The sequence below is a fragment of the Hahella sp. KA22 genome (assembly GCF_004135205.1).
Taxonomy (GTDB): Bacteria; Pseudomonadota; Gammaproteobacteria; order Pseudomonadales; family Oleiphilaceae; genus Hahella.
In genome coordinates this window covers 1,567,501-1,583,877 of record NZ_CP035490.1, presented here as the reverse complement: position 1 = coordinate 1,583,877, position 16,377 = coordinate 1,567,501, and the positions used below count along the sequence as shown (strand labels likewise).

The following is a 16,377-nucleotide window of genomic DNA, read 5'->3' as shown; positions in this document are numbered from 1 at the left end:
GATTTTTATATGAACAGTATTGAACGCATCATCCACCTCTTCGAAGAAAGCATTAAAGCGAAGCAAGTTTCCGCTCAATCACTCCCCCCACTGATTGAGGCGGCAGGCCAGTTGATGGTTCACGCTCTTCTTAGCGATCACAAAATTCTCTCCTGCGGCAATGGCGGCTCCGCTGGAGATGCGCAACACTTCTCCTCAGAACTGCTAAACCGCTTTGAGCGTGAGCGCCCCAGCCTACCTGCAGTTGCTCTGACGACTGACACCTCGACGCTGACATCCATCGCTAACGACTACAGCTACAATGAAGTATTCTCCAAGCAGATCCGCGCCCTAGGCTCTGAGGGGGACGTGCTTTTGGCTATTTCCACAAGTGGCAATTCTGCGAACGTGATTCAAGCGATACAGGCAGCCCATGACAGAGGGATGAGAGTGGCTGCTTTGACGGGAAAAGATGGCGGAAACATGGCTTCCTTACTCCAGGCTGAAGATGTTGAAATCCGAGTTCCAATGACATCCACCGCACGTATCCAGGAAGTACACCTGCTAACCATTCATACTCTTTGCGACTACATCGACCGCGAAATTTTTGGCCCAATCGACTAACTCAACAAAAAAGCCGGAAGCATAGCTTTCACCATACTTCCGGCTCTTCAGACTCTAAAGCTTTAATCGCTTACTTAACTATCTTCAAGCTCGGTTTTGAGCCATCTCGCCCTCCGCCTTTCGGTGGAGGCGTTGGAGAAGATCCCGGCTTACCTTTATTGCTAGGCGGCTCAGGCGCTCCGCCCGGCTCAGAACCGAAGACCATGCCCTGACCGTTTTCCTTCGCGTATATCGCCAATACCGCCATTATCGGAACGGACACTTGACGCGGCACGCCGCCAAAACGAGCGCTAAACTCAAGATAATCATTACCTATGTTCAAACCGCGCACGGCTTGTGGACTGATGTTAAGCACAATTTGGCCGTTGCTCACAAAGTCACGTGGCACATCTACGCCCTGAAGCGACGCATCCACAACCACATAAGGCGTTAGATGATTATCAAGAATCCACTCGTTCAGAGCTCGCAACAAATAGGGACGACTGGGAGTCATTGGTATTGCCAATTCAATTTGAGCTTTAGGGGTCTTGCATAGACCCCTTCAGTTAGAAGTATCAGCTAAACATTTCCTGTTCGATATCGGACAGGCTAGCTTTGAAGGACTCACGGGAGAACAGGCGGTCCATATACTTGATCAGCGGTTTAGCCGGCTTTTCAGGAAGCTCAATCTTCATGAGCTTTAGACGCCACAATAGTGGGGCGACGCAGCAGTCTACAATTGTAAACTCTTCGCTCATGAAATACGGCTTCTCAGAAAAGATCGGGGCGGCGGCTATCAAACTTTCACGAAGCTGTTTGCGCGCCCCTTCAACCTCGGCAGTATCTGATTTACCTTTCAGAACGACATCCGCCAGACTGCACCAATCTTTTTGGATTCGGTACATCAACAAACGGCTCTGCGCCCGCGCAACCGGATATACCGGCAAAAGCGGCGGATGAGGGAAACGCTCATCCAGATACTCCATCATGATGTTTGGTTCGTACAGCGACAGCTCACGATCCACCAAGGTTGGCAGCGTGTTATAAGGATTTAGGTCGGCAATCTCCGCAGGCTTATCATCAGGATCAACATCGATGATATCCACCGCCACACCTTTCTCAGCCAAAACAATACGGACTCTATGACTGTAGTGGCTCTGCGGATCAGAAAAAAATGTCATTGATGACCGTTTGGTCACGACTCCCATAGAATTACCTCGGTCGCTTGTAACTCAAATTATTCAGAAAGAAAAATTCCAGCATCGGGGCAACCGATGCTGGAGCTTTTATCCAAGGTCGAACATTATACACGAAAAGACTAGTGAACGTCTTTCCAATATTCTCTGTTGAGGAGGTATGCAGGAACGAACAGAATCACCAGGAACAACAATACAAACGGAGCGATGTCTTCACTTTCCAGTCTCGACGGTTCACCCACATAGGCCAGGAAATTGACCATGTCGCGTATCGCAGCATCATACTCCTGGGGCTCCATGCTGCCCGTTGTAGCAAATGACTTACAACCCGGCGCGCCAACTACAACACCACTTAAAGGATCAATACCCGCTTTGCTGCCCAGTTCCGGCTTTTCAGCGCACAAGCCCTGCAGACCAACCAGAACATGAGGCATACCAACGTCTTTAAACACAACGTTGTTGACCCCCCATGGACGAGACTCATCTTTATAGAACCCACGTAGATAGCTATACAACCAATTTGGTCCGCGCAATCTGGAGACCAACGTCAGATCAGGGGGCGCGGCACCAAACCAGCCTTTCGCCATGGAAGGAGCCATAGCGATATCCATCAACTGTCCAATCTTCGCATCGCCAAAGATCAGATTCTGCTCGTAAAGATTGTGCGGAATGCCGATATCATCCGCTACACGCTCATAACGAGAGTATTTTAAAGAGTGACAGCCCATGCAGTAGTTGGTAAACAGCGCGGCCCCTCTTTGCATAGAAGGCTTATCACGAATATCAACATCCACATGATCTAAGTGGACATCTCCACCGCCGGAGGCGTATGCAAGAGACGTCACACACGAGAGAAGCAGAACTTTCAGTATGCTTTTCATTAGTGAGTCACCCTCTCTGGTACAGGTTTAGTCTTTTCAGCTCTGGTATACCAAGGCATTAATAGGAAGTAAGCGAAATACAAGCCTGTAAACAGAGGAGCCATCCAGCTGGGTTGCTCGTTAGCGGGCAGTGCGCCGCAAACACCCAGAATCACAAAGCTCACTGCAAATACCAGCAATGCAACCTTACTCATCACACCTTTGTAACGGATAGACTTAACAGGGCTGCGATCCAGCCACGGCAACACGAAGAGAATCGCAATCGCGGCGCCCATTACAACCACACCCCAGAATTTCGCATCAACACCAAACAAAGGATAAGTAATTGCCCGCAACATGGCGTAGAAAGGCGTGAAATACCAGACAGGAGCAATGTGCTCAGGCGTCTTCAGAGGGTTGGCCGGTTCAAAGTTCGGCTTTTCCAGGAAGTACCCATTCATTTCAGGGAAGTAGAACACCACCACACAGAATACGAAGAGGAAGACAACCAAGGCCACGATGTCATGCACCGTGTAGTATGGATGGAAAGGAATACCGTCTTTCGGAATACCATTCTCATCTTTGTTCTTCTTGATCTCAACGCCATCAGGATTGTTAGAGCCGACTTCATGAAGAGCAAGAATGTGCAGAACAACCAGACCAAGCAGTACGATTGGCAAAGCGATAACGTGTAGAGCAAAGAACCGGTTAAGAGTAATACCTGAAATCAGGTAGTCACCCCTGATCCACTGAGCCAGATCTTCACCCACATAGGGTATTGCGCCGAACAGAGAAACGATTACCTGCGCCCCCCAGTACGACATCTGCCCCCAAGGCAACAAATAACCAAGGAAAGCCTCAGCCATCAAACACAGATAAATTGTCATACCGAAGATCCAAACTAACTCACGAGGCTTTTTATATGAGCCATACATGAGCCCGCGGAACATATGCAGGTAGACAACGACAAAGAATGCTGATGCGCCAGTTGAGTGCATCAATCGAATGAGCCACCCAAACTCCACGTCACGCATAATGTACTCTACTGAAGCGAACGCCCCTTCAGCAGTAGGGTTGTAGCTCATAGTCAACCAAATACCTGTAAGTAGCTGATTAACAAGAACAACTAAAGACAACGAGCCGAAGAAATACCATACGTTAAAGTTTTTAGGCGCATAGTACTTGCTCATGTGCTTTTCGAAGGCATCGACGACAGGCAAACGATCATCGATCCACTGAATAAGCTTCTGCATTATGCGTTCTCCTTGTCTTCACCTACGATGAGGTTCACGTCATCAACATACATGTGGGGAGGCACTTCAAGATTCTTGGGAGCAGGTACGCCTTTGAAGACCCTTCCAGCGAAGTCAAACTTGCTGCCGTGACAAGGACAATAAAACCCACCAACGGTTTCATCAGGAATAACTTCCGGCATGAATTTCGGAGAGCAACCCAAGTGAGTACAGATTCCTACGAGTATGACGTATTCATCTTTGATGGAGCGGTGAGCGTTTTGAGCGTAAGCGGGTTGTTGCGGCTTTTCAGATTGCGGGTCCTGCAAATCGTCCGTAATCGAATCCAGCCCTTGCAACATTTCTGGCGTTCTGCGCACCACCCAGACAGGCTTGCCCCGCCATTCAACCGTCATTTGTTGACCGGGTTCAAGTTTACTGATATTAACCTTAACAGGCGCACCAGCGGCTTTCGCTTTCGCGCTTGGGTTCCAGGAAGCGACAAAAGGCACCGCCGCGCCGATGGCGCCGATACCTCCTACGACCGAGGTTGCTCCCACCAGAAAACGACGGCGGCTCTTGTTCACGTCGTCTTTCGTCATACTAGGTTTCTCCCATCAGGCAGCAATTTGAGGCCAAAATCAGGCCATTATGCTCTTATTTCTTCAGGCGTAAAATCCGGCTGACATACTAATTAAAATGCCTTATCGATACAAGGACGACGCGCGTGCGACGTGGCGTTGTCTCAACAATATTGATCCAAGTTAAATATCCGTCGGACGGTTTTCGCTTATGCTCAGCGGAAACAAAAAAGCCCGGACTACCGGGCTTTTTATTTTTAGCGTATCGATTAACGCTTGGAGAATTGCGGACGCTTACGCGCTTTACGCAGACCGACTTTCTTACGCTCAACTTCACGAGCATCGCGAGTAACGTAACCGGCTTTACGCAGCGGAGAGCGATTCGCTTCATCATACTGAATCAGCGCACGAGTAATACCGTGACGAATTGCGCCTGCCTGACCAGAAGGACCGCCGCCTTTAACGGTAACAAAAACGTCAAAGTTGCCAATAGCCTCTAACAGCTCTAAAGGCTGACGCACAACCATGCGAGCAGTTTCGCGACCAAAGTACGAATCCAAATCAGTCTGGTTCACAGTGATTTTTCCGCTACCGGGTCTCAGGAAGACGCGAGCAGTCGAAGTTTTACGACGACCGGTACCGTAGTATTGAGTAACAGACATATCCACCTTCCTTAAATTTTCAGTTCAATCGGTTGCTGAGCGGTATGCGGGTGTTCAGCCGAAGCGTATACCTTGAGCTTTTTCAGCATCGCACGACCTAAAGGATTGCGCGGCATCATGCCTTTAACAGCTGTTTCGATAACACGCTCTGGAGCATGTTGAATCAGCTTATCGAAAGACATTTCTTTCAAGCCGCCAGGATAGCCTGTGTGGCGATAGTACATTTTGTCTTGTGCTTTGTTGCCAGTCACACGCACTTTTTCTGCGTTTACTACAACGATGTAATCCCCAGTGTCAACATGAGGGGTATATTCCGCTTTGTGCTTGCCCCTCAAGCGACGGGCGATTTCAGTAGAAAGACGTCCAAGCGTCTTGTCGGTCGCGTCTATAACATACCAGTCACGCTTTACGGTTTCTGGCTTAGCGCTGATCGTTTTCATTTAAATCCCGCCTTACTCTTAAATTCTCGGCTGATTAATCCAAATAAAACGCACGCAACTCCTTTCCTTCAGGGAAAGTTGCAACGACGTTCTGACTTTTCGGAACTTCGGCTTCGGGGCTTCGCCAAAGTTCCTAACTATATTGCAAATCCGGGCGCAGGATTATATTGCACTTCCTGCTCAATTGCTACTCTAAATCCAATTAATTACGCGGCAACGCAATGCCAAGGTCACATATCAAGATTTGGTAGACCGAACGTCTCGATTGTGTTTTGCAGAACAGCATCGGATATCTGTTCTGGGGGCTCTTCTCTCAAGGCGCACAGCGCATCAAATATTTGGGGAATAAACTCAGGAGAATTACGCCGCCCTTGCCGACCACATAAAGGCATATCCGGGGCGTCAGTCTCCAACAGCAAAGACTCCAATGGAAGCCTGGAGATCGCTTTTCTGGTTTTCTGCGCTCGCTCATAGGTGATAACGCCGCCAACCCCTAATTTGAGCCCCAGTTTCACAAACTGCATTCCCTCTTCGTAACTTCCCGAAAAGGCGTGCACCACCCCCCTCTTAACGCCAGATTCCTTGACCAGCCTGGCAAGCTGGCTATGGGTCTTTCTTGAGTGAAGAATTACGGAAAGATCACTCGCTTTCGCCATCCTGAGCTGTTCGCGCAAAAAAAAGCGCTGCACGTCAAAGGCAATGTCTACCGTTGCGTCAAGCCCGCACTCCCCGACCGCTGAAATATCCTCACGCTGACTACACAACCTCTCAGCTAGGTCATCCAGATGAAACACGGAGTGCTCGTACAGGTAGAGAGGATGAATACCCAGCGCGAAATTGACCCCATCATAACGCGCAGCCATCTGAGATATACGCGCCCAATTTTGGACGCCTACAGAGGGTGTAATAATTCGCTTTATCCCCAACTCCTGAGCATGGCGCAGGACTTCTTCTCTGTCGTTATCGAAGCCGGGAAAGTCAAAGTGGCAATGGCTGTCAATGTAAACCGCCATCGCCAATGTCCTTAATGTTCCCTTGTCTTCCTGAATTGAACATCCGGATAACGCTCCATCGCCAGCTGCAAGTTGACATTCGTCGGAGCCAGATAGGTCAGGCTGTCGCCCCCATCCAGAGACAAATTTTCGGACACTTTCCGTTTAAACTCATCCAGCTTTTTCGCATCTTTCGCTTCAACCCAGCGTGCAGTGGCAACGTTGACTGGCTCATACACCGCGTCCACTTTGTACTCAGATTTGAGACGATGAACTACCACATCAAACTGCAACATTCCCACCGCCCCAACAATCAAGTCATTGTTATTGAGTGGCCTGAATACCTGCACAGCACCTTCTTCAGACAACTGAATCAGACCTTTTTGCAATTGTTTGGACTTCAACGGGTCCTTCAGACGAATACGGCGAAACAGTTCAGGGGCGAAGTTAGGAATACCGCTAAACTTAAACTCCTCCCCTTCGCTAAACGTATCGCCAATCTGGATAGTACCGTGATTGTGCAAACCAATAATGTCGCCTGCGAATGCCTCTTCCGCCCGAGTTCGATCTCCCGCCATGAATGTCAGCGCATCAGCAATACGAACGTCTTTACCCAGACGCACATGCTTTATTTTCATGCCCTGTTCGTAGCGACCTGAACAGACCCTCAAGAAAGCAATACGGTCACGATGAAGCGGGTCCATATTCGCCTGTATTTTAAATACAAAGCCAGAGAACTTTTCGTCTTCCGCTTCAACAACACGCTTGTCAGTCTCTCTGGGCTGGGGAGATGGAGCCCACGCCACCAAGCCATCCAGCATATGATCAACGCCAAAGTTACCTAGCGCAGTGCCAAAAAATACTGGCGTCAACTCACCCGCCCAAAAGGCCTGATGATCAAACTCATGAGAAGCGCCTTGCAGTAATTCAATTTCACCACGCAAATTCCCTGCATCCGAGCCAAGCACCTGATCCAGTTCAGGGTTATCCAGGCCCTTAATCGTGCGTCCATCCTGGAGAGTATGCCCCTTACCAGTCTGGTATAAAATGACCTCATCCCGAAGAAGGTGATAGACACCTTTGAATCCCTTGCCCATGCCAATGGGCCAAGAAATGGGCGCGCACTTAATTTTCAGTACGCCCTCGACCTCATCCAGCAACTCCATTGGATCTCGAATATCGCGGTCGAGTTTATTCATGAAAGTAATGATTGGCGTATCGCGCAACCGCGTAACTTCCATAAGTTTGATGGTGCGCTCCTCAACGCCCTTTGCGCTGTCTATGACCATTAAACACGAGTCAACCGCAGTCAAAGTACGATAGGTATCTTCAGAGAAGTCTTCGTGGCCCGGAGTATCAAGCAGGTTTACCAGAGAATCGTCATAAGGGAACTGCATAACGGAAGTGGTTACGGAGATCCCCCGCTCTTTTTCCATTTCCATCCAGTCGGACTTCGCAAATTGGCCGGATTTCTTACCTTTTACTGTACCGGCTTTCTGCAGCGCCCCACCATGTAAGAGTACTTTCTCAGTAATGGTGGTTTTACCCGCATCAGGGTGAGAAATAATAGCGAATGTACGGCGGCGTTTGATTTCTTCACGAAGTTCCATGACAAACCTTGAACATCTGGCGAATTGAGGGCGAACATTATAGCGCCGCAAACAGAGTGTCAAAAGCTATTGGTAGCGACTGGAATCAAAGGTTCTAAGCACGTCCGGGAAATATACCATCATACCTGTCGCCAACATTCCATTAATCACGCCTTCAGGCAAGGCTATCAATGGGAGGTAAGCAAACATTAAAGAGTGATCCTGACTCCACTCCCCACCTACTAGCCAGCAGATAGTCATTCCAAACAGAATACTGGCGACTATCGACAGCCCTCCGCCCAAGAAGCCGTTCACTAAAGGGTAAGCAAAAAACAATCTTCCACCAGACTTCCTTTCCCTATCCACTACCCATTTGGTCACCATAACAGGAATGAGCACTGCCCCTAGAAAATTCAAAGGGAGCAATAGCCAAGGCGTTGCGCCCTGAAGCGCAAGAAGCAATAGCCCGACAAAGCCAGCAAACATCGCCAACTCCCAATCCAGGATCAGGGTCAGTGCACTTAGAAGGAGAAAATGAAGAGAAACGCCAAAATCGACATCAATTCTGAGGCGCCAGGACAGCCCTACGGCCAACGCACATCCCCAGAAAATGTGCTGCAGCCTGTTATCTCGCCGCAGCAAAACATGACAACGCCCAACCCACAGCAGAGCAATACAGACAAGCATCGCTCCCCACAATCCCAGCTCTACAGCAAAAGGCAGTGAATCCGCGCTAATATACTCCACGCCCTAATCTTCGCCCCCCAACTTCATCGACATCACGATAGCGTCTTCGCGACCATCAGAGGCAGGGTAATAGGCCTTTCGATAACCAATTTCATTAAATCCCAACTTTCTGTACAACTGCACCGCAGCGGCATTGCTGGCGCGAACCTCTAAAAATAGCTCCACCATATTTTGCGCACGAAAACGCTCCAGCAAAAACGTCATGAAGGACAACCCCACGCCGTTCCCTTGTAACGCGCGCGCTACACATAGATTAAGCAAATGCGCCTCATCTATAACCATGGAGGTCACCGCATGCCCGACTACCTCATTGTTATATAAGGCGACCCAACATTCGGAAGCTCCCGCAAGACACTCTTTAAAAACGCCTTCCGTCCAAGGGTGGGAATAAGCCCCTCGTTCATTATGTAAGACAAGGGATAAGTCTGCTTCGGTCATTAACCTAAAAGCGAGATCGGGTTTGAAATCAGTCATTGGAGTAGAGATATTGACGAAGCTTGCGCCATACAAGTTTTTTGATAGAGGGGTTCTGAAGCATCTCGTCTAGAGACGGCAATTGTAGGAGCCTGTCGCCCTTCCACACAGGATCTAAACCTCCCAAAGTCGCTGCGATGCCTCCATCACAAAATAGAATACAATGCTTCAACCCATCAAGGGGCGACCAACGCGCCAGAATTCTAGTCAGCATCGCGTCGTCTTGCATCGGCAACCCTTTACGCTCGAATGGCGGCCAGGCAAAAAGACTATATGCATCCTTCCATTCCTCTCCCAGGCTAACCGCCAACGCAATATTGGCAAGCAGCTGGCCACTGGGCGACTCAGGCGTTATATCTACTTCGCCCTTAGACAGCGCCACCATACAAATATCGCCAGCCTTTATACTCATCGCGCGCAGCCGATCGATAGTAGCAGGGGATGATTTTACCAATACAGGTGTAGGGGAAGCGTCTTTCTTATCCGGTTCCAGGATCTTCTTCTGTTTAACTTGCTCAGGCTGAGCGATAGCAGACATCGTTTGGCGAAGAGCCGCTGCTTGCTGAGCGCTTTTTAATGATGGTGTTTTTGGCGGGCTGACCTTATTCGCGCACCGTTCTACATCCTGGTTATCCAGCTCTTCAGGTGTCTCATCGAACTCAAACAGCGTGGAAGGCGCAGCATTCGACAACGGGCGGCGTGCGTACCACACCGCAATTCCCATTTCGCTCAAATATGTCTGTCTGTCGTTCTCGTACAAAAAGTTCATAATTTTATGCGCAGAAAAAAAATCACACTTCACTCTGCGGATGTTGTTTCCTCTTATCTGAAGAAATTAGATTCAAGGCGTTGATATAAGCCTTTGCTGAGGCAATAACAATATCAGTATCCGCGCCAACGCCATTTACAATCCTGCCTCCACGCTCCAAACGAACAGTCACCTCTCCTTGTGAGTCAGTCCCGCTGGTTATGTTATTAACCGAATATAGCTGCAAGTTCGCTCCAGAAGAGGCTATTTCTTCTATCGCCCGATAAGTTGCATCAACAGGCCCGCCCCCTTCCGCAGATGCTGTTCGCTCATCACCACTTATCATCAAGGTGACTTTCGAAATAGGCGTAACGCCGGTTTCACTGCAAACAGACATACAGACCAATTTATAAATTTCGTCATCTTCTGATAGCTCTACAGCACTAACCAAAGCCTGCAGATCTTCATCGAAGATTTCGTGCTTCTTATCAGCCAAGTCTTTGAAGCGGGCAAAAGCTTCGTTAAGCGCAGTTTCTGAATCAAATTCATAGCCAAGCTCGTGTAGCCTGGTGCGAAAAGCGTTACGACCAGAGTGCTTGCCCAACACCAGACTGTTGGTGCGCCAACCTACATCCTGCGCCTGCATGATCTCATAAGTTTCCCTATGCTTGAGCACGCCATCCTGATGGATGCCAGACTCATGCGCGAACGCATTGGCGCCGACTATCGCCTTATTCGGTTGCACAGGAAACCCCGTAATTGTTGATACCAACCGAGAAGTTGGCACGATAAATTGCGTATCCAAACGAGTTTCAACGGCAAATAGGTCTTTCCGGGTTCTCACCGCCATAACGATCTCTTCAAGCGCCGCGTTTCCGGCCCTCTCTCCCAGGCCGTTGATAGTACACTCTACCTGACGAGCGCCATTCATCACCGCCGCCAGGGAATTCGCTACGGCCAGCCCCAAGTCATTGTGACAATGCACAGAAAATATTGCTTTATCAGCATTAGGCACCCTTTCCAATAGAGTTTGAATCGTTTCACCAAACTGCTGCGGAATCGCATAGCCTACTGTATCAGGGATATTAATTGTCCTTGCACCAGCGGCTATCGCCGCTTCTATGATTCTACAGAGAAAATCTATTTCTGAGCGCCCTGCATCCTCGCAAGAGAATTCAACATCATCTGTGTACATCCTAGCGCGTTTAACTGCTCTGACCGCCTGCTCCACAACCTGGTCAGGCTGCATCTGCAATTTGTACTTCATGTGGATTGGGGAGGTGGCGATGAATGTATGAATACGAGCCAATTTGGCGGGCTTCAAAGCCTCAGCTGCGCGATCTATATCCTTATCCAACGCTCTCGCCAAACTACATACGGTGGACTCATTGACAGACTCAGCTATCGCTTTAATCGCCTCAAAGTCCCCAGGACTGGCGATAGCGAAGCCTGCCTCTATAACATCCACCTTCATCTTTTCCAGTGCCTTGGCGATACGCAGCTTCTCATTCTTTGTCATGGAGGCCCCAGGACTTTGCTCTCCATCACGTAAGGTTGTATCAAATATCACCAAATGCCCGCAGCTCATCACGACTCTCCCACTTCATTTAAAAGGCGTCCGCCACTATCAGAAAAGTATTATACGCTCTGACATAAACACGACTACTAGTATGTCATGAGAGTCCCAATATAAGCCCCCTGTCTATGCCTGTAGGCGCTACTGGTAAAAAACACTATACCGTTCAAAGACTTTACACTTTGTCAGCGTTTCCTATTACTCCACTCTTATAATAAATAGGAATAAAAAACACTTAAAAATGCAGAGTATCTTGAAAAGTCTGCTTTATAAACTCAAATCCGAACATTATGACCTAGTCCAGCCTCCGCCCTCTGCCAGATGGGAATAAGCCTTTAAGAATAACCCGTCACAAATTCACCGAGAATGCTTCCATTTTTCATGTCCAATGGATTTACATCTGCCTGACAACCAAATATCCAGAAGTCAAACAGTAAGTCATTATCTTAATTAACATTTCAACAAATATGGCCAGGTTTGTGCTTAATGGGACATCGAGTCAATTCCAAACACTTCATTTATTAACAAGCTTACTAACTACAATCGACATCAGGAGATAACAATGAAACGATTGGCGTGCTCTTTTGCGCTAACGGCACTATTGCCACTTTCGGCAATGGCGGACTCTATTTCCCCCTCATCCTACTCCACAACATTAGGTGTAGGCGAAAGCGTAACTATTACCAAGACCGTAACCATTGACGCAGAAGCCACTACATCTAAAGTAGACGTATTCTTCCTCATGGATGAAACCGGAAGCATGGGTGGAGAAATAGCAGCCGTAAAAGCAGCGGCAAGCTCAATATTAAGCACTGCAGCTGGCTTTGGGGATATCAACTTCGGAGTTGGCGGCTACCGAGATATCAGCGACGCATTCACCTATCGCACACTTACTGATATGACCGCTGACACTTCTGCGACGCAAGCAGCCATTAATAGCTGGGAACATGGTGGGGGCGGTGATCGTCCAGAGGCGAATATCTATGCTCTCGAACAAGTGGCAAACACTATTTCATGGCGCCCAGATGCCGAGCGCATCCTTCTATGGTTCGGCGACGCAACAGGCCACGATCCATCACTGGGCTCAACCGAGGCTAGCGCTACAGCTGCCCTACAAGCCGCCAGCATCCAAGTTGAAGCAATCGATGTAGCTTCCAGCTGTATAGTAGGGCACTGCTTAGACGGCACTGGACAGGCCAGCCGCATTACAGCTGCAACTGGCGGTACCTATCACGCAGGTATTGACACATCCTCACTCGTAGACACAATTAATGCTGCAATTTCCGACGCCATCTCCACTTACTCCGAAGTGGCGCTTGATATTTCTGAGGCCCCTGCAGGCATGGTTTCCGTTTCTCCAGGCGTATACACAGGCTCATTCTCTCGCGATACGGCCGCAACTTACGAGTTTGAAGTCACTTTTACTGGCACAACCCCAGGAACTCACGACTTTGATATCTATGCCACCGTTGACGGCGGCCGAGTCGCCACAGAGAAAGACCATATTGTAGTCGCCTCTGCAGTTCCAGAACCCGCCAGCTTAGCGCTGATGGGACTTGGTCTGGCAGGCTTGCTGGCTCGCCGCAGAAAGAGCTAATCTTTCCTGCTTTGAAAGGGCGTTGAACAACGCCCTTTCACTTCTAGGAGTTATCGTCAAATCTGGTGTTCAGGCATTTGATCAAGCTGCGCTCTGATCCATCTGTTTCACCTCTTCTCCATCCTTGAATTTCACTCCGGTAACAACCTTGGCGAGATAGTCAAAGCCCCGCAGTTTTCTCCATTTCTTTTCTGCGCACATGCCCAGCTTGAATATCATATGCAGCATGCCTGTTTTCGACAGGCAACCCTTTGAGCGCCGGGTCCTGTGACGTATCGTGCCGAACGTAGACTCAATCGGATTCGTCGTCCGAATGCTCTGCCAGTGATGAGCCGGATAACTGAAGAAGGTCATCAGCTCCTCATGATCCTTCAGCAGGCACTCAGCCACCTTCGGGTATCTGGCTTCATACGTCCTGATGAAGGTGTCGAACGCTTTCTCCGCGCTCTCACGGGTTTCTGCCTGCCAGATATTATGGAGCGCCTGCTTCGCTTTGGGCTGACTGGCTTTCGGCAGCCGGTTCAAGATATTCGCCATTTTATGCACCCAGCAGCGCTGCTGCCGTGTCGATGGGTACACATCCTCCAACGCCGCCCAGAACCCCATGGCGCCATCGCCAACCGCCAACTCGGGGGCATTCATGCCTCGCCCCTTGAGGTTCTCCAGCACCGCCTTCCAGCTCAGCGTCGACTCACGCTCACCATCTTCTATGGCCAGAAAGTGCTTTTGTCCTCGCTCATTGACGCCTATGATCACCAGCGCACAGAGCTTGCTCTGTTGCGAACGTAGCCCGCTGTAGACGCCATCCGCCCAGACGTAGACCCAGCGATCCTTATCAAGCGGTCGCTTAAGCCAGGCTTCATACTCGCCGGCCCATTGACGCTTCAACTGTGATACCGCGCCAGCGGAGAGCCCCTTCGCTTCAGGTACAGCCAGGGCAAGGACGCTTCCAGGCTCCGCGTCTTGCGCACATACGGCGGAACCAGGGCTGACCGAAAAGTGACTGGGACGCCATCCTTGCTGCGAACCTTCAGCACTCTTACTGTAACCGGACCAATACCGGTCTGGATCTCGCGCTCCGGCAGGTGACCGTTACGCACTACGGCGGCTCTACCGCCTTCCAGCTGGCGCCCTTTGTATGTCTCCAGAAAAGCAGCCAGCTCCGCTTCAACGGCTTGCTGAATTAGCTCGCGCGCACCTTGGCGCAACAGCTCTGACAACGGATCGCTCGTTTCATCTCGACGGGAAAACTCGACAACGGTATTCTTGTTCATAGCGGTGTGTCTTATGTGTTGATTGACTTGTTTGGCGACAACAAATCAACCAGATACGCCGCTTCTTTTCAAACCTCCCGAACACCAGATTCAGTTATAACTCAACAAGTTGGCCTCAAGACCTATGTCGCAGGCGTCGTCATCAACAGACAGCGCCCAAAAACCTCGACCGGGGTCACTTTTCTCACCCTGGAAGATGAGACGGGCTCAATCAATATCATTGTCTGGAAAAGAACTGCGATGGCGCAGATGGACGCTCTCGTCAAGGCGCGGCTGCTGATGGTGTACGGGGAGATCGACAAGGATGACGAAGGGAGGATCGCGCACGTCATCGCCCACCGGTTGATAGACCTGACGTCACATCTGGAAGGCCTGGAGTCGCCCTCGCGGGACTTTCACTGAGCTGGGGGGGGGTTGCGGGAGGGAAGAGTCGTGGCGCAGGGCCGCGCGGGATGCCGTTTGCATGTCCTGCCCTGCGATAAATTTCAGGCATAAAAAAACCCGTCACGAGGACGGGTTCTTCGTATTAAGAGCCTGACGACGACCTACTCTTGCATGGGTAATCCACACTACCATCGGCGCTGGACTGTTTCACTTCTGAGTTCGGAATGGGATCAGGTGGTTCCAGTCCGCTATGATCATCAGGCAAAACCGTTAAGCTTTGTCTTAGTCTAGCTTGTCTAGTTGGCGCTTGGTCAGAAGACCTTTAACTTGGATAAGCAGTTATACTCAATCAATACCGGTAAATTACTTCGGTGTTATATGGTCAAGCCTCTCGGGCAATTAGTACTGGTTAGCTCAACGCCTCGCAGCGCTTACACACCCAGCCTATCAACCTCGTGGTCTACAAGGGCCCTTTAGGAGGATCAAGTCCTCAGGGAGATCTTATCTTGAAGGGGGCTTCCCGCTTAGATGCTTTCAGCGGTTATCCCGTCCGAACATAGCTACCGGGCAATGCGATTGGCATCACAACCCGAACACCAGCGGTTCGTTCACTCCGGTCCTCTCGTACTAGGAGCAACTCTCCTCAAATCTCCAACGTCCACGGCAGATAGGGACCGAACTGTCTCACGACGTTCTAAACCCAGCTCGCGTACCACTTTAAATGGCGAACAGCCATACCCTTGGGACCGGCTTCAGCCCCAGGATGTGATGAGCCGACATCGAGGTGCCAAACACCGCCGTCGATGTGAACTCTTGGGCGGTATCAGCCTGTTATCCCCGGAGTACCTTTTATCCGTTGAGCGATGGCCCTTCCATACAGAACCACCGGATCACTAAGACCTACTTTCGTACCTGCTCGACGTGTTTGTCTCGCAGTTAAGCGCGCTTTTGCCTTTACACTAACCGTACGATGTCCGACCGTACTTAGCGCACCTTCGTGCTCCTCCGTTACTCTTTTGGAGGAGACCGCCCCAGTCAAACTACCCACCACACAGTGTCCTCGACCGGGATTACCAGTCAGAGTTAGAACCTCAAACATGCCAGGGTGGTATTTCAAGGATGGCTCCACGAGAACTGGCGTCCTCGCTTCAAAGCCTCCCACCTATCCTACACAAGCAGGTTCAAAGTCCACTGTGAAGCTATAGTAAAGGTTCACGGTGTCTTTCCGTCTAGCCGCGGATACACTGCATCTTCACAGCGATTTCAATTTCACTGAGTCTCGGGTGGAGACAGCGCCCCCATCGTTACGCCATTCGTGCAGGTCGGAACTTACCCGACAAGGAATTTCGCTACCTTAGGACCGTTATAGTTACGGCCGCCGTTTACCGGGGCTTCGATCAAGAGCTTCGCTTACGCTAACCCCATCAATTAACCTTCCGGCAC

Annotated in this window: 16 protein-coding genes, 2 rRNA genes and 1 pseudogene (1 of these 19 only partly in view); 3 read left to right on the top strand and 16 right to left on the bottom strand. The window is 50.0% G+C overall.

Going from position 1 to position 16,377, the window contains the following annotated elements:
• Window positions 1-9 precede the first annotated feature (9 nt).
• On the top strand, window positions 10-603 hold the full coding sequence (locus EUZ85_RS07040; RefSeq protein WP_127968624.1) for a phosphoheptose isomerase: 594 nt from the start codon (window positions 10-12) through the stop codon (window positions 601-603).
• A 70-nt stretch (window positions 604-673) separates the two neighbouring features.
• Here EUZ85_RS07040 and EUZ85_RS07035 read toward each other — a convergent pair whose 3' ends face one another.
• The 13 genes from EUZ85_RS07035 to EUZ85_RS06975 all read right to left on the bottom strand — a co-directional run bounded on the left by EUZ85_RS07035 (window position 674) and on the right by EUZ85_RS06975 (window position 11,691).
• Window positions 674-1,096 (bottom strand): ClpXP protease specificity-enhancing factor, encoded by a 423-nt coding sequence (locus tag EUZ85_RS07035; protein WP_127968623.1) that lies wholly within the window; start codon window positions 1,094-1,096, stop codon window positions 674-676.
• A gap of 61 nt (window positions 1,097-1,157) precedes the next feature.
• Complete coding sequence (locus EUZ85_RS07030; RefSeq protein WP_127968622.1) at window positions 1,158-1,790, bottom strand: glutathione S-transferase N-terminal domain-containing protein; 633 nt, start codon at window positions 1,788-1,790, stop codon at window positions 1,158-1,160.
• A gap of 110 nt (window positions 1,791-1,900) precedes the next feature.
• Complete coding sequence (locus EUZ85_RS07025) at window positions 1,901-2,659, bottom strand: cytochrome c1 (protein ID WP_127968621.1); 759 nt, start codon at window positions 2,657-2,659, stop codon at window positions 1,901-1,903.
• Window positions 2,659-3,891 carry a cytochrome bc complex cytochrome b subunit gene (locus EUZ85_RS07020; RefSeq protein ID WP_127968620.1) on the bottom strand — a complete coding sequence of 411 codons (1,233 nt, stop codon included), beginning with the start codon at window positions 3,889-3,891 and terminating at the stop codon, window positions 2,659-2,661. The genes EUZ85_RS07025 and EUZ85_RS07020 overlap by 1 nt, the downstream gene beginning before the upstream one ends.
• Window positions 3,891-4,472 (bottom strand): ubiquinol-cytochrome c reductase iron-sulfur subunit, encoded by a 582-nt coding sequence (gene petA / locus EUZ85_RS07015; protein WP_127968619.1) that lies wholly within the window; start codon window positions 4,470-4,472, stop codon window positions 3,891-3,893. Before petA ends, EUZ85_RS07020 begins: the two co-directional genes overlap by 1 nt.
• Before the next feature lie 248 nt (window positions 4,473-4,720).
• A complete protein-coding gene (gene rpsI / locus EUZ85_RS07010; protein ID WP_127968618.1) occupies window positions 4,721-5,113 on the bottom strand; it encodes a 30S ribosomal protein S9 in 393 nt (130 codons plus the stop codon).
• 11 nt (window positions 5,114-5,124) lie between these two features.
• Window positions 5,125-5,553 carry a 50S ribosomal protein L13 gene (gene rplM / locus EUZ85_RS07005; protein ID WP_011399611.1) on the bottom strand — a complete coding sequence of 143 codons (429 nt, stop codon included), beginning with the start codon at window positions 5,551-5,553 and terminating at the stop codon, window positions 5,125-5,127.
• Between the two features lie 230 nt (window positions 5,554-5,783).
• Entirely contained in the window at window positions 5,784-6,566 is a 783-nt protein-coding gene (locus tag EUZ85_RS07000; RefSeq protein ID WP_127974427.1) for a TatD family hydrolase, read from the bottom strand.
• 11 nt (window positions 6,567-6,577) lie between these two features.
• Window positions 6,578-8,155, bottom strand: coding sequence for a peptide chain release factor 3 (gene prfC, locus EUZ85_RS06995; protein WP_127968617.1), 1,578 nt, complete (start codon window positions 8,153-8,155; stop codon window positions 6,578-6,580).
• A gap of 66 nt (window positions 8,156-8,221) precedes the next feature.
• Window positions 8,222-8,881, bottom strand: coding sequence for an energy-coupling factor ABC transporter permease (locus EUZ85_RS06990; protein ID WP_127968616.1), 660 nt, complete (start codon window positions 8,879-8,881; stop codon window positions 8,222-8,224).
• A 3-nt stretch (window positions 8,882-8,884) separates the two neighbouring features.
• Window positions 8,885-9,355, bottom strand: coding sequence for a ribosomal protein S18-alanine N-acetyltransferase (rimI, locus tag EUZ85_RS06985; protein WP_127968615.1), 471 nt, complete (start codon window positions 9,353-9,355; stop codon window positions 8,885-8,887).
• Complete coding sequence (locus EUZ85_RS06980) at window positions 9,348-10,124, bottom strand: hypothetical protein (RefSeq protein ID WP_127968614.1); 777 nt, start codon at window positions 10,122-10,124, stop codon at window positions 9,348-9,350. Before EUZ85_RS06980 ends, rimI begins: the two co-directional genes overlap by 8 nt.
• A gap of 22 nt (window positions 10,125-10,146) precedes the next feature.
• The gene (locus EUZ85_RS06975) at window positions 10,147-11,691 is read right to left on the bottom strand and encodes a 2-isopropylmalate synthase (RefSeq protein WP_206618010.1); all 1,545 of its coding nucleotides are present in this window, start codon (window positions 11,689-11,691) and stop codon (window positions 10,147-10,149) included.
• Window positions 11,692-12,241: 550 nt separating this feature from the next.
• Between EUZ85_RS06975 and EUZ85_RS06970 the strand changes: the two genes are divergently transcribed.
• A complete protein-coding gene (locus tag EUZ85_RS06970; protein ID WP_127968612.1) occupies window positions 12,242-13,276 on the top strand; it encodes a PEP-CTERM sorting domain-containing protein in 1,035 nt (344 codons plus the stop codon).
• Between the two features lie 81 nt (window positions 13,277-13,357).
• Here EUZ85_RS06970 and EUZ85_RS06965 read toward each other — a convergent pair.
• A pseudogene (locus EUZ85_RS06965) lies at window positions 13,358-14,550 on the bottom strand (IS256 family transposase).
• A gap of 15 nt (window positions 14,551-14,565) precedes the next feature.
• On the opposite strand from EUZ85_RS06965, the gene EUZ85_RS06960 reads away from it, so the two are divergent.
• Window positions 14,566-14,952, top strand: coding sequence for an OB-fold nucleic acid binding domain-containing protein (locus tag EUZ85_RS06960; protein WP_241566978.1), 387 nt, complete (start codon window positions 14,566-14,568; stop codon window positions 14,950-14,952).
• Window positions 14,953-15,082: 130 nt separating this feature from the next.
• On the opposite strand, the gene rrf is transcribed toward EUZ85_RS06960, so the two are convergent.
• Together rrf and EUZ85_RS06950 are read right to left on the bottom strand one after the other, a co-directional pair.
• Window positions 15,083-15,196: ribosomal RNA gene (gene rrf, locus EUZ85_RS06955) — 5S ribosomal RNA — on the bottom strand.
• 116 nt (window positions 15,197-15,312) lie between these two features.
• Window positions 15,313-16,377 (bottom strand): 23S ribosomal RNA (locus tag EUZ85_RS06950) (it continues 1,824 nt past the right edge of the window).

Excerpts from the sequence above, each read along its gene's own strand:
- EUZ85_RS07025 (WP_127968621.1), bottom strand. The coding sequence starts at position 2,659 with ATGAAAAGCATACTGAAAGTTCTGCTTCTCTCGTGTGTGACGTCTCTT.
- EUZ85_RS06970 (WP_127968612.1), top strand. The coding sequence starts at position 12,242 with ATGAAACGATTGGCGTGCTCTTTTGCGCTAACGGCACTATTGCCACTT.
- EUZ85_RS07000 (WP_127974427.1), bottom strand. The coding sequence starts at position 6,566 with ATGGCGGTTTACATTGACAGCCATTGCCACTTTGACTTTCCCGGCTTC.
- prfC (WP_127968617.1), bottom strand. The coding sequence starts at position 8,155 with ATGGAACTTCGTGAAGAAATCAAACGCCGCCGTACATTCGCTATTATT.
- rimI (WP_127968615.1), bottom strand. The coding sequence starts at position 9,355 with ATGACTGATTTCAAACCCGATCTCGCTTTTAGGTTAATGACCGAAGCA.
- EUZ85_RS06975 (WP_206618010.1), bottom strand. The coding sequence starts at position 11,691 with ATGAGCTGCGGGCATTTGGTGATATTTGATACAACCTTACGTGATGGA.
- EUZ85_RS06980 (WP_127968614.1), bottom strand. The coding sequence starts at position 10,124 with ATGAACTTTTTGTACGAGAACGACAGACAGACATATTTGAGCGAAATG.
- EUZ85_RS07020 (WP_127968620.1), bottom strand. The coding sequence starts at position 3,891 with ATGCAGAAGCTTATTCAGTGGATCGATGATCGTTTGCCTGTCGTCGAT.
- EUZ85_RS07040 (WP_127968624.1), top strand. The coding sequence starts at position 10 with ATGAACAGTATTGAACGCATCATCCACCTCTTCGAAGAAAGCATTAAA.
- EUZ85_RS07030 (WP_127968622.1), bottom strand. The coding sequence starts at position 1,790 with ATGGGAGTCGTGACCAAACGGTCATCAATGACATTTTTTTCTGATCCG.
- EUZ85_RS07035 (WP_127968623.1), bottom strand. The coding sequence starts at position 1,096 with ATGACTCCCAGTCGTCCCTATTTGTTGCGAGCTCTGAACGAGTGGATT.
- petA (WP_127968619.1), bottom strand. The coding sequence starts at position 4,472 with ATGACGAAAGACGACGTGAACAAGAGCCGCCGTCGTTTTCTGGTGGGA.
- rplM (WP_011399611.1), bottom strand. The coding sequence starts at position 5,553 with ATGAAAACGATCAGCGCTAAGCCAGAAACCGTAAAGCGTGACTGGTAT.
- rpsI (WP_127968618.1), bottom strand. The coding sequence starts at position 5,113 with ATGTCTGTTACTCAATACTACGGTACCGGTCGTCGTAAAACTTCGACT.